Origin of the sequence: Burkholderia sp. Ax-1719 (assembly GCF_011753055.1) — a bacterium.
Classification (GTDB): Bacteria; Pseudomonadota; Gammaproteobacteria; order Burkholderiales; family Burkholderiaceae; genus Paraburkholderia.
This window is the reverse complement of sequence record NZ_VWWJ01000002.1, coordinates 187,837-200,363: the sequence shown is the minus strand read 5'-3', so window position 1 is coordinate 200,363 and position 12,527 is coordinate 187,837. Positions and strand designations below refer to the sequence as shown.

The following is a 12,527-nucleotide window of genomic DNA, read 5'->3' as shown; positions in this document are numbered from 1 at the left end:
ATCATGGCGGAATCGGCGCGCGATGCGCTGCGCGCGGGAGTTCATCATGAGGCGCTGCGCAATGTTGCTCCTCGCCTTGCTCTTGTTTACGGCATCTTTCAGGCAATTTTTACCCCAGGCGTCGCACTTAGCTGAAAACCCTCATCGCGCGCGCAAACGTTTTAATAAGCGCACGAGCGTGCGATTGACGGCAGTCGAGCGTCGTCGCGTTTGGTCGGATCGCGCCCTGACGGAGCCTTGATTTCAGACACTTTTGCGCTCTCCAAGACGCAGCCAATTTATTCGGATACCGAATTAAGCTGCAAAAAATTCCGCATCGCTCCCTGCAAAAAAATCTTTCGAATGGCTTCAGCAATATGATGCGCCGCCGTAAAGCAGGCCACGGTTCTTTAGCAAAAGCATCATGAAAACACCCGAACAGGCAGTAAAAATTACTCTTCGCCATCCGTTTGCCAGCGCCGCCCGTCTTGCGGGCAGCCGGCCGCGCGCTGCCAGTGCAGCGCCGCGCGCCCGTCGCGCTGGCGTGCTGTGCGCACGTCATGCGGGCGCCGCCACCAACTTTGCGACGCGCCGCCTGCTGGCGCGCCATCGCACGCGCCGCGCCTGAGACGCGCCGCTTCTCTGTTTGATTCACGGGAAAACAAGGAAACATCATGTTCGTCGCAATCGGCTGGATCGTGGTCCTCGGATCGGTGATCGGAAGTTTCGTGGGCGTGGGCGGTCATTTGCCCGCACTCGTGCAACCGTTCGAACTGCTATGCATTTTTGGCGCAGCGCTGGGCGCGTTCGTGGTGAGTAATCCGCGCGCAACGCTGGGCAAGACGCTCAAGGCGTTGCCCACCTGTTTCAAGGGCGGCGGCTATACCAAGGCGCAGTATCTCGAACTGATCGCCCTGCTTTATGAGCTGCTTCAGAAGGCGCGCAAGGAAGGCATGATGGCGCTCGAAGCCGATATCGAAGCGCCCGAAAGCAGCCCGCTGTTCCAGAAATACGAGCGCGTGCTGGCCGATCATCATCTGCTCGACTTTATCGTCGACTACCTGCGCATGATGTCGAGCGGCAACGTGAACCCCATCGAAATGCAGGATCTGATGGACGAGGAACTGGAGACGCACCACTCGGAAGTCTCGGTCGCGCCCAACGCGATCCAGAAGATGGCTGACGGCCTGCCCGCCTTTGGCATCGTGGCGGCCGTGATGGGCGTGGTGCATACGATGGGTTCGGTGGGCCAGCCGCCCGCCGTGCTCGGAGAGATGATCGCCGGGGCGCTGGTAGGCACCTTCCTCGGCATTCTGCTGGCGTACGGCTTTGTCGGCCCGATCGCCGATCTGCTCAACGCCAAGGGCCGCGCCGCCTCCAAGCCGTTCCAGTGCGTCAAGGCCGTGCTGCTGGCCTCGCTGGCGGGCTATGCGCCGCCCGTGGCGGTGGAATTCGGCCGCAAGGTGCTCTTCACGGCGGATCGCCCGAGCTTCAAGGAACTCGACGAAACCGTGCGTGCGACCAAGTCGCCCAAGGCCGCCTAGGCCCCGATATCTGATCGAATACCGCCTCAGGCGGCAAAACAGGAAGTTCAGGAGAACGACATGGCAGGCGCGCAGGACAGCCAGAGCAGCAAGCCCCCGGTCATCGTGCGCCGCGTGAAGAAAGGCGGTCACGACGCCCATCACGGCGGCGCATGGAAGATCGCCTACGCCGACTTCGTCACGGCGATGATGGCGTTCTTCCTGCTGATGTGGCTGCTGGGATCGACTTCGCAATACGACCGCGACGGCATCGAAAAGTACTTCAACACGCCGCTTTCGAGCATGCTGGGCGGCAAGCCCAATTCGGCGAATCCCAGCCCGAGCATCATCAACGGCGGCGGCCACGATCTGTCGAACAAGCTGCCCGCCGTGGGCGGCGCGAACGCGCAGCCTGCGGCCACGCGCGCCGTCTCGCTTGCGCCCGGCGAGAGCGCCGACAAGGCGCGCCTCGCGGAACTCAAGGCGCGGCTTTCGGCGCTGATCGAGCAAAAGCCCGCACTGAGCGCGTTCAAGGACCAGATCCGCGTCACCATCACCGACGAGGGCCTGCGTATCGAAGTCGTCGATTCGCTCAAGCGGCCGATGTTCGCGACCGGCAGCGCGAAGCTGGAGGACTACGCTTACGCGATTCTCGTCGAGATCGGCAGCGCGCTGAACGACGTGGACAGCGGCGTGTCGATTGCCGGTCATACGGATTCGGTGCCGTATTCGGGCGGACTGGCAGGCTATTCGAACTGGGAATTGTCGAGCGAGCGCGCCAATGCGGCGCGGCGCGCGCTGGTGGCCGGACATCTGCGTGAAGACCGCTTGCTGCAGGTGCGCGGTCTGGCGGATGTTTTGCCGCTCGATAAAGGCGACTCCGATAGCGCGCTGAACCGGCGCATCAGCATTCTGGTGATGAACAAGGCGGCGGAGCGGGCGTTCTTCCAGAACGCGGGACATCTCACTGCGGGCGCGGGTTCAGGTCAGACGCCGATTGCGCCGGCTCCGAACACGGCCGCGAACCCCATCAAAACCACTGCCCCGAACGCCGGCATCACCGTGGGCACCAGCGCCGCGCCAGGCGCGAAGGCCGGCACGGCCTCATGACGCCATCGGGCGGGCGCAGTCCTTGCGGAGCTGAATGGCATCGACCGGGCCAATCCGGTGGACTTCAGAGGGAGCGATGCCATGAACGCGAACACCGGGCAGCAAAGCGAGCAAAAGCCGCAAAACACGCAGCCAGAAGAAGAAAAGAGCAGCGAAACCAGGGCGCACGAAGAAGCGATGCGTCACCCGAAAACCGCGCAGCATAACGACGACGCGCGTAGCAAGATGCCTGAACGTCACGACGAAGATCGCAAGCAATCGCCCGCGGACCGTCCGGGCAAGCAATCCGGCGAGGGCGAAACGCCGGTCGGCTGACCCTCGCTCTCACGCTGCGTCGCCGCCCCTCCTTGCGGCACGCACATTGCGCTACAGAAGGCACGACGGCCGGGCCGCCAGGTCCGGCCGAACCCAACGGAGTGCCTCACGCAAGGAGACGGTCATGCCTACCTTTACACCCAATCCCATGCCTACCGGCAATGGCGCGCGCATCGTCGGCAAGGGCGCATCCACGGCTGCCGGTCCCGGCCCCGATGTGATGGCCGCCAGCACGCTGGATAGCGACAAGATCCTTAGTTCGGATGGCGAAGAAATCGGCAAGGTCAAGGACATCATGCTCGACGTGCAAAGCGGTCGTATCGCTTATGTGGTGATGTCGAGCGGCGGCTTTCTCGGCATCGGCGACAAGCTGCTGGCCATTCCCTGGAATGCGCTCACGCTCGACACGAGCCGCAAGTGCTTCCTGCTGAATGTGTCGGCGGAACGCGTGCGCAGTGCGCCAGGTTTCGATAAGGATCAGTGGCCGTCGATGGCCGACGCCAAATGGGGCAGCACGGTCCACGCTTATTACGGCAGCGAGCCGTATTGGGAGGGCGTCGATCCCGTCGTGGCCCCGCGCGACGATCTGGGCCATCATTAATTTGCATCGTCCCATGCTGTAAAGCTGTAAAGAAGGGTCCGCCATGCCGCCCCGTTTGAGGCGGCATGGCTTGTCTTTGAGCGAGGGTCTGGCGTTCGCCAGGCTATCATTCCACTCAATAGCAGGCTCGCCCGCCCGTCCGCCTCCATCCGACTCGCCACGCATAGGTGATGCGCACGAGAACACCATGAGTAAGGCACGGGCCCCGCGAGCCATCAATGACAAACGCTCATCGACCGGGACCACGATGACCCAGCCTTCCGCTGCGCCGCTCTCCATTCTGTTCGTCGACGACGACGAGCTGTCGCGCGTCCATTTCGAGCGGGCAATCGATGGCACCTGGCCTGTCCATCTCGCACGCAACGCCGAAGAAGCCATGGCGATTCTCGCGCGCCATCACGCGGAAATCGCCGTGCTCGTCACCGATTTCCGCATGCCCACCGACGACGGCGCGAGCCTGCTCGGCGAAGCGGCGAAGCGCTATCCGCATATCGTCGGCATTCTGGTGACCGCCTATGCGGACAAGGACATGCTGCTGCAAACCGTGAATTCGGGGAATGTGTTCCGCGTGCTGGAGAAGCCGCTGCGCGTGAGCGCGATTCGCGGCGTGGTGCGCGAAGCGCTATCCCGACACGGCGAGCGCGAAGCGCATCAGCAACGCCTGCTGGCGATGAACGAGACGCTGGCGTTTCTCGCTCACGAACTGAATACGCCGCTTGCCACCATTGCGCTGTTCGCGGGCAACGTCCAGAACAATGTCGCCGATCTGAATGCGCCCACGAGTCAGGCCGACATCGCGCAGGCCGCCACGCTGATGCTGAATAACGCGCAGTACTGCATGGCGCTGATTTCGTCGTTCTGGGACACGCTCAACAAGAGTTCGAGCACCGCGTCGCTCGCGCCGGAAAGCGGGCGCGACGCCACCGCCACCAAACTGGTTTCTGCGCTGCTCGACAGCTGGCCGTTCTCCGCCTCGCAACGCGACTGGATCAGCGTGGATCTCAAGTCGGACTTCGTCGTGCACTCCATGCCCAATTGCGTGGTGCTGGTGCTGTCCTCGCTGCTCGCCAATGCGTTGCGCGCGCTGGCGCATACCGCTGCTCCGGCGTTGCGTATCGAGATCGTCGGCGGGTCGGCACCGGAAATCCGCGTGCACGACAACGGCACGGGCATCCCGCCCGAGGTCCAGGCGCGCCTGCTGCGCGACCCCGTGACCACGCACGCGCAGGACGGCGGCCACGGCATGGGGATGATCTTCTGCAATCGCGTCATGCGCTCCCTGCGCGGCGGCCTGAAGATCGAATCGACCTGGGGCGAAGGCACCACCGTGACCATGAGCTTCGGCGAACACAATGCGCCCGCCGCAGCCGCAACAGTGGCAGCCGCCGAGCCGCTTCAATCGTCCGCGAACGAGCGCCGCGAGTCGCCGAATCCCGTCACCACCACGAAGTAAGCCTGCAACGCATCCGCCGAGCGGGTTCCCAGCGTGGTGAGCGCTTCCAGCCAGCCCGCTTCCGTCGGCACGCTGCCTTCCTGCATCTCCGGATAGAGCCGCCGCGCGAAGCTGTGCAAGGCCTTCGCACCGATATTCCCGCTCACGCCCAGCAGAATGTGCATCGAGTGGTGCAGCGCGCGGCCATCCTGCGCGCGGGCGTGGGTGCCGATTTCGCCGATCAGCGTGCGAATCTGCGCGATGCCTTTGAGAAAGCTCGGGTCGAGCAAGCCAAGCGAGGCCAGTTCGTCCAGTTGCAGGGCGTCGAGCAGATCCTCGTCCGCAACCTGGGCGGCTTCGGCGATGGGCGCCGAAGGTGCTTTCGGCGCGTTCGCCGCCTTCCGCGCCACGGGCGGCTGCGGCGCACTGGTCCTGGCCCGCCCACTGGTCCCGCGCGTGTGCGCGAACTGTCGCGAGAGGCTGGCGTAAAGCGCCCCCACCCGCACCGGCTTGACCATCACTTCGTTCATGCCCGCCGCGAGACAGGCGCGCAAGGCATCGACATCGGACTGACCGGTGAGCGCGACAATCGGCAGCTTCGCATGTGCGCCCTCCATCTTGCGGATCAGACGCGCCGTTTCCAGCCCGCCCATCCCCGGCATATTCAGGTCGACCACGACCGCATCCACCGTCCTGCCGGTCTTCAGCAGGTCGAGCACCTGCTGGCCGTGTTCCGCTTCCAGCACTTCCGCGCCGCAGCGTTCCAGGTAGCTCTTGGCGATCAAACGGCTATAGGTATCGTCGTCGGCGAGCACGATCAGACGGCCCGCGAAGCCGTCGAAGCGCGCACGTTTGCTGTTGCGCGCGCCGCTTTCCATGATCGACTGCAGCGAGGTGAGGAATTCGATTGCGCTGCTGGATTTGCTGATCATGTCGTCCATGCCCGCGTTGCGCGCCAGCATGGCGGCGACGCCCGGCGGTTCGACCGACCACGCGACGATGGGCACATTGGCGTTGGTCTCGTGACCGCCCTCGCGGATCGCCTCGGTGGCCGTGTAGCCGTCGATGCCCGGCATGTTGATATCCATGATGACGAGGTCGATCGTCGGGCCTTCCTGCAACATCGCAATCGCCGCTTCGCCGCTTTCGGCTTCGCTCACGAGCGCATGCACGCCCGTGAACGCCAGCGCGGCGCGCGAGCGCTGGCTCTCGTCGTCATCGACGATCAGCACGCGCTTGCCCGCGAAAAACTCCGCTGCGCGCGCGAGCACCTGCTGGCGCTGATCCGCCACCTTGCTTTCGGCAATCGGCGGAAACGACAGCGTGAACTGCGTGAATTTATCGACTTCCGATTCGCACGTAATGGTGCCGCCGAACGAGCGCATTGCGCGCTGGCAATACGCCAGGCCCAGCCCCGTACCGGCCGCGTTGCCGTGCGTGCGGAACGGCGCGAAGAGATGCGCCATGGCTTCGGGCGCGATGCCCGGCCCGGTGTCATGCACGGTCACGACGTGCTGATCCACGGTAATCGTCAGCTTCGCCGTTTTACGCGTGCTCATGTGGTGCAAGGCGTTGCGAATCAGGTTGAACAGCGTGAACAGATAAACCGTTTCATCCACGCCGAAAATAAAATCCTCGATCACGACCAGCGAAACGCGGCCGCGCTCTTTGGCATCGTTGAAACCATATTCGTCGAGCGCCTTGCGCGTGGTCGCGGCGGCACTCAGATAGCTGACCTTGTCGGCGCGCAGTGGTTTGGCGCTCACTTCGTCGAGCGTCATGGCGATGATGCGCAGCCCGCGGTCGATGGCGATCTGGCCATGCGCGAGATGCTGCGAAAGCGACGCCATATTGCCTGAGGTCTGCGCTGGCGAGTCGCGCGACGCGTCCATGCCCGAGAGCCCATCGTCGATACGATCGAGCACGTAACGCAACTGGCTCAGCGGGTTGCGCATCTCGTGCGCGATGGTGCCCGCCAGCGCGCGCAGCGCCTCGCTTTTCGCCTGCGCGGTAATGCCCTTCATATTGCTATGGCTGAAGGTGATGCCCGCGCAGATGCCGAAGGCGAACACCGGCAGATAAACGTAAAGCAGCAGATGCGAATCCACCTGCAGCGCCGACGGATCGACCACTGCGATGCAAACGATTGCTAACCCTATGCCGATGGCCAGATTGACCGTCAAGGCGATATACGAAGGGAAGATCGCAATCAGGAAAAAAACCATGCCCAGTTCGGCCATCGACCAGAGCATCGAGTAATGACCGGCAAGCAGGTAATACGTGAAGAAGAACGGCAGCGAATACGCCACCGTTCCGAAGTAATACCAGGGCAGGAAGCGTTTGAGCGAAGCCGGCCAGAAGCGGCGCAATAGCAGGAGCAGGCTCGCAAGCGAACCGATCAGGCGCATCAGCGCGCTCTCGTTCGGCTGCGGATCGATAAAGGTCCACCAGACCCAGTAAAGCGGGTGTCCGAATGTTCCAATCACGCCGACGGCAAGCACGCTGTAGTCCGAGACGTGATAAGCGTCGCGGATCCGCTGCATCACCAGGCGGGCGCCCCCTGCAATGGCTCTCATCTCACTCTCTTCTTGTTTTGCTGCCTTAGAACCTGAAGCTGCTCACGTTGAACGACATGCCTGCGCTACCAACCCAGCATGCGGCCCGGTCGCCGCGCTTGAGTCTGCCGCTGTCTTTCGCCATCGCCAGAGCGGCGGGAATCGACGCAGATACAAGATTACCGGTCTCCGGATAGATGTGGAACATCTTGTCCTCGATCCCGGCTTTCACGCCATAGCCATGCCATGCGGCTTTCGACGAGGCATGCGTGAAAACGATATCGATCTCCGATTTCGGCACCGAGAGCTTGCCGAATACTTCAGTGATTTCATCCGAGTTCTTGTGCAGCTCATGGCCATACGATGTAAAGCGCATATCGCCATTACGGCCGACTCGTTCGGTTGGGTGGCAATAGCCCTCGTAGCCGTGAATCGGAATCGTGCAGAAGTCGGCTGCGGCGGGCTTGCCGCGAAATACGAACTCGAAGTTGTCGGGCTCTTTGGGTACGACCAGCGTGGCGGTGGCGGCTTCCCCAATCGTGAAGGATGGTAGCGTGTATTCGATCTGCGCGTGATTCTTCAAGGCGAAGTTCGACGGGTACAGCGGGCCGCCAGCGAGCATATTGAATTCGGCATTCACGATCAGGGCGTTGCGGTATTGGCCCGCCTTGAACAGGCTGTCGACCAGCGACATCGCGCGGGTCCAGCTCATGCATGCGTCGACCACGTCGAAACATTCGGCATTCACGAAGCCCAGCGCGCTGGCCATCATGTGGCTATTGCCCGGTTCGAGAAAGCCGCGGCCAATACCCACGAAGATAAACAGCTCGATATGTTCGGGGCGCAGATAGCTTTCCGAAAGCGCCTTGCGGGTTGCCATGGCGACATGGTCGATCGGCGATTCGTGGCTTTCGCACCAGCGTCGCGTCACCAGGCCGCTACGGTCCAGCAATGTTTTTATGGTCCGCAGACTGCGATCGATCTCGCCATCGAATCCCCCCGAATGCGAGCGGATCATTTCAATGACCTCTTCGTTGGTAACGACTTTCGAAGGCAGGCTGACGGCTACGTTCTTGATAAGCATGTAAGTCCCGTGAAAAGCGTGATGGATGAGTAGCACTGCATGCGCCTTTCGCCCGGCCTGGTCCCGACCGGTCCTGACCGCCGCGTTGCAGCCAGGCAAAAAGCGCCCCCACCGTGTATCACGATTTTCTTTTTCTTCGCCCAGGTAAAACTTTCCATGGCGAAGAAAGCCTTCAGCATGCATCCAGCGCCCAGGACGCCACCTCACGCCGTGCGGGACAGGCAATCACCTTCACTTCGCGGCGCACGCCATCCTGCGCCGCCTCGCCGACCAGCCAGCCGCGTTCCTCCAGCGCCCGCACGCGTTGCCGGAACGCAATCTGCAAGGCGTCCGACTTCACCGATACCTCGCTCTGCCAGCCCTCCGGAACGCACTCGGGTCGAATGCGTTCCAGCACTGCATGGTCCTCGGCGAAGATGCGCAGATTGCGCTGCCGGAACCGCCCGTCGAAGATCGCCTGCTTCAGGAACGTGCGGCCCATCATCCAGTACGTACGCGTATGCAGCGCATCCACCGGCACGTGCGCCGATGCGATGAAAATCCGCCAGCCGTTGCCGAGCATGAGTTCGAGCGTCGCGCAGGGGCCGCTCAGGTGAAAGCCGGTCTGCGTGATGACGTCGACGTGCTCGCCCGTTGGGGTGCGACGCAGCAGTCCCTTGCGCACCGGGCGGCGCATGACGAGTTGCGCGTGCGCGCTCCAGGCGTCGGCGCTGCGCACTTCCACGCTGTCGATTTCGGGACGATCGGGCGCGCCGAACGAACTGCCATGCACGAACGGCGCGTGCGCGAAATCCAGCCCGTTTTCGACGATGCGCTCCCAGTTCGCGCGCCAGTCGAAGGTGCCGTGAATCACGCGCACATGGGGATCGTCAGCCCAGGCAAGCGCGGGCAGCGGCGGCCGTTCGACCTCGGGCAGATCGCCGAGAAACGCCCACACCCAGCCGTGCCGCTCGATGACGGGATAGCCGTCCACACGCGCTTTGGCCGGCACGCGCGCGTCAGGTTGCGCGGGAATGTGCGTGCAGACGCCGTCGCCGCCGTAACGCCAGCCGTGATACGGGCATTGGACCTCGCCGTTGACGCGGCGCCCCGCGCTCAGCGATGCGCCGCGATGCACGCAGATATCGGACAGCACGCGCGCAGCGCCCGCCGCGTCGCGATACGCGACGAAGCGATGACCGAGCACCGTGACAGGTAACAGCGCATCGCGCAGATCGGCCGAGGCGGCCACTACGTACCAGAGATTCTTGAGCATGAACTATGTGCAGGAATGCGCGTGACTAACGTACAAAGGACAGTCGAATACGCACCAGCAAGGAGCCGATTGCGCCCCACTAGCGTGTCGCGCCAGTCTAATACGCGCGCTTGCCGCAGGACATCTTCGCGCGCAAGGCAAACACACCGCAAAAGTCATGCACCAGAAAAAAGCCTGCCGTCCCTCGCGGACACGGCAGGCGAAGAGCGAGACGGCGGGGGAAGCCATCTCGGGACCACACGCGAGCGCGCGGGCGACGCGCGCATCGACTGAATGCGGAATAAACGGCGCTTGCGCCGCGTTTGCCGGTAAGGCAATGGAAGAAAAAATGCGCCAGAAAAGTCATGTGACGCGACACACATTCGCACCCGCGGCAGGAGCGTTTAATGCAATGAAGGGAATGTGATGAAGCGAAGCATAACGGCTAGTTTTCGCTGCGAGATGGCTCTGGCCGAAAACGCGGCGATCTTGACGGATAAGGGCACGATGACCCGCACTTTTTAGGTGCGAGATTCGCGTTTAACCGCCAACCTTGCGCGGAAATCGACAGTGCATCGGGTGCGCGCGCAACGAGAAATGGGAATGTTGCGTAGCAACGTCCGCAAGCGCACGGAACCTTGGCGCGAACGCAACGATGATGGTTGCAGCCTTGAAAACCGTCAGGAATTCGCTGCCATCGGCCGCCTTTTGTGAATGCCCGCCAACGCACAACGCTTAAGTGCTAAAGCACCGCATCGGCAAAGGGACGGAACGACCATAAAGGCTTGCGCAGCGAGGACCAGGCACCGAAGTTGCGGTGCAACACGGTAAGAACTTCACCGAAGCTTGGCGCCTTCGGTACGAATGCCTGAATTGAGCGGTCAAACCGCGCCTGCTCGAGGCTTCGCCTCGCATCACGCGGCCCTAGACTGGCTCTGCATTCAAACCAACTATGGGGATGGCAATGCGCGTAACAAACTGGATTCTGGTGCTCGAATGCGCCTACATGGAATTTTCGAGCTGGCGCGGCAAGAATGTGTACCGCCGTACCGTGGCGTATGACCGCGTCGTGTGGTGTTGATCGGGAGAGCGAAACCGTCAGTACTGGCAGTACGGGCGCCCTCCCTTCGACGCGGCGCCATCTCCCGGCGATCAAGCCAGCGCGCGTTCTCCGCTGGCATTGCCTTTATCGCTTGCACGCTCGCGTTCGTAGATTAGCGCTTCGTATTCATCGTCGCTCATCACCGCGCCAAGCTGACCTTCCCACTTCGTCACCACCGCCGCGGCCACGCTATTGCCCAGCACGTTGGTCGCCGTGCGCCCCATGTCGAGGAAGGTATCCACGCCCATGATCAGCAGCAGGCCCGCTTCGGGAATATTGAATTGACCGAGCGTGGCCGCGATCACCACCAGCGAAGCCTTCGGCACCGCCGCCATGCCCTTGCTCGTGAGCATCAGGATGGCCAGCATGGTGGCCTGCTGCATGAACGAGAGATGGATGCCATAAGCCTGCGCGATAAAGAGCGTGGCAAACGTGCAATAGATCATCGACCCGTCGAGATTGAACGAGTAGCCCAGCGGCAGTACGAAGCTCGAAATACGACGCGGCACGCCACTGCGTTCGAGTTGCTCCAGCAGTTTCGGGTAGGCCGATTCACTGCTTGCCGTGCTGAATGCCAGCAGCATCGGCAAACGCACGGCGCGCACGAGGCCGAACACGCGGCCGCCCAGCACCAGACCACCCGCGCCGACAATCGCGCACCACAACAACACCAGTGCGCCGATAAACACGCCCATGAAGGCGCCGTAACTGAGTAGTACGCCTAATCCTTGAACGGCGACCACGTGCGCGAGCGCCGCGAACACGGCCACCGGCGCGAACGCCATCACGTAGCCCGTGACCTTGAACATGACCGCCGAAATCTGCTCCAGCAGTGCGACGATGCCCTGCGCCGGCTCGCCAATCGCGATGATGCCAAGGCTGAAGAACGCTGCGAACACAACGATCTGCAAGATCTCGTTCTCGGCCATTGCCTGCACGACGCTCTTGGGCACCAGATGGGTGATGAACTCCTTGAGCGAAATCGAGCCCGCCTGAATGCCGGTCGCCGCGTGCGCGTCGGGCAGCGGCAGATGCAGGCCCGCGCCCGGCTGAAGCCAGTTCGCCACCAGCGCACCAAGCAGCAGCGAAACAAAGGTTGCGCCCAGGAACCAGCCAATCGTTCGCACGCCGATGCGCCCGACCGCCTTCGCATCGCCCATCTTGCCCACGCCCACCACCAGGGTCGTGAACACAAGCGGCGCGACGATCATCTTGATGAGCCGCAGGAAAAGATCGGTGACAAGGCCGAACGCGTCGGCGACGGACTTGAGCGTCTGCGCATCGCCAATCGCGCGATGGCAGGCGTAACCCGTGGCAATCCCCAGCACCATACCGATGACGATCCAGGTCGTCAGCTTCAAGCGTTTCATTGCGTCTTTTCTCCTCGGCCGACTTATGCGGCCCTACATTCCGACCGTAAACCAATTGTTGCGATACTCTACTTCTTCGCATCAAGTGTTGCAATTCGCCAAAAACCCTGGTCGAGGAGGATTAGAGACCGGGTTTTGCCCAGGATGCGAGCTTCAATCGCCAGCGAGGAGGCTGAAACTCGACGAGTTTCAGCCTCCCAGGTCGGAACGAATCCGGCAGCC

11 protein-coding genes are annotated in these 12,527 nt (G+C 62.5%); 7 read left to right on the top strand and 4 right to left on the bottom strand.

Annotated features, from left to right (window positions below; translation table 11 throughout):
- Positions 1–3: 3 nt before the first annotated feature.
- The 7 genes from F3J17_RS36450 (at position 4) to F3J17_RS05925 (ending at position 4,981) form a co-directional block, all read left to right on the top strand.
- Positions 4–135 carry a hypothetical protein gene (locus F3J17_RS36450; protein WP_275692892.1) on the top strand — a complete coding sequence of 44 codons (132 nt, stop codon included), beginning with the start codon at positions 4–6 and terminating at the stop codon, positions 133–135.
- Between the two features lie 268 nt (positions 136–403).
- Positions 404–607: a hypothetical protein gene (locus tag F3J17_RS05950; protein WP_167054846.1), complete on the top strand. Its 204-nt coding sequence runs from the start codon at positions 404–406 to the stop codon at positions 605–607.
- 46 nt (positions 608–653) lie between these two features.
- On the top strand, positions 654–1,523 hold the full coding sequence (gene motA / locus F3J17_RS05945; RefSeq protein WP_167054844.1) for a flagellar motor stator protein MotA: 870 nt from the start codon (positions 654–656) through the stop codon (positions 1,521–1,523).
- 60 nt (positions 1,524–1,583) lie between these two features.
- Entirely contained in the window at positions 1,584–2,612 is a 1,029-nt protein-coding gene (motB, locus tag F3J17_RS05940) for a flagellar motor protein MotB (RefSeq protein ID WP_167054842.1), read from the top strand.
- Between the two features lie 81 nt (positions 2,613–2,693).
- A complete protein-coding gene (locus F3J17_RS05935) occupies positions 2,694–2,927 on the top strand; it encodes a hypothetical protein (RefSeq protein WP_167054548.1) in 234 nt (77 codons plus the stop codon).
- A gap of 124 nt (positions 2,928–3,051) precedes the next feature.
- Complete coding sequence (locus F3J17_RS05930) at positions 3,052–3,528, top strand: PRC-barrel domain-containing protein (protein ID WP_240160820.1); 477 nt, start codon at positions 3,052–3,054, stop codon at positions 3,526–3,528.
- Positions 3,529–3,775: 247 nt separating this feature from the next.
- Positions 3,776–4,981 (top strand): hybrid sensor histidine kinase/response regulator, encoded by a 1,206-nt coding sequence (locus F3J17_RS05925; protein ID WP_167054840.1) that lies wholly within the window; start codon positions 3,776–3,778, stop codon positions 4,979–4,981.
- On the opposite strand, the gene F3J17_RS05920 is transcribed toward F3J17_RS05925, so the two are convergent.
- The 4 genes from F3J17_RS05920 to F3J17_RS05905 all read right to left on the bottom strand — a co-directional run bounded on the left by F3J17_RS05920 (position 4,924) and on the right by F3J17_RS05905 (position 12,305).
- Entirely contained in the window at positions 4,924–7,536 is a 2,613-nt protein-coding gene (locus F3J17_RS05920; RefSeq protein ID WP_167054838.1) for a hybrid sensor histidine kinase/response regulator, read from the bottom strand. The two genes, F3J17_RS05925 and F3J17_RS05920, sit on opposite strands and share 58 nt — an antisense overlap.
- Positions 7,537–7,561: 25 nt before the next feature.
- On the bottom strand, positions 7,562–8,782 hold the full coding sequence (locus tag F3J17_RS05915; RefSeq protein ID WP_240160819.1) for a 3-oxoacyl-[acyl-carrier-protein] synthase III C-terminal domain-containing protein: 1,221 nt from the start codon (positions 8,780–8,782) through the stop codon (positions 7,562–7,564).
- Positions 8,772–9,854, bottom strand: coding sequence for an aromatic ring-hydroxylating dioxygenase subunit alpha (locus tag F3J17_RS05910; RefSeq protein WP_167054836.1), 1,083 nt, complete (start codon positions 9,852–9,854; stop codon positions 8,772–8,774). Before F3J17_RS05910 ends, F3J17_RS05915 begins: the two co-directional genes overlap by 11 nt.
- Before the next feature lie 1,131 nt (positions 9,855–10,985).
- Positions 10,986–12,305 carry a dicarboxylate/amino acid:cation symporter gene (locus tag F3J17_RS05905; RefSeq protein WP_167054834.1) on the bottom strand — a complete coding sequence of 440 codons (1,320 nt, stop codon included), beginning with the start codon at positions 12,303–12,305 and terminating at the stop codon, positions 10,986–10,988.
- Between the last annotated feature and the right edge of the window lie 222 nt (positions 12,306–12,527).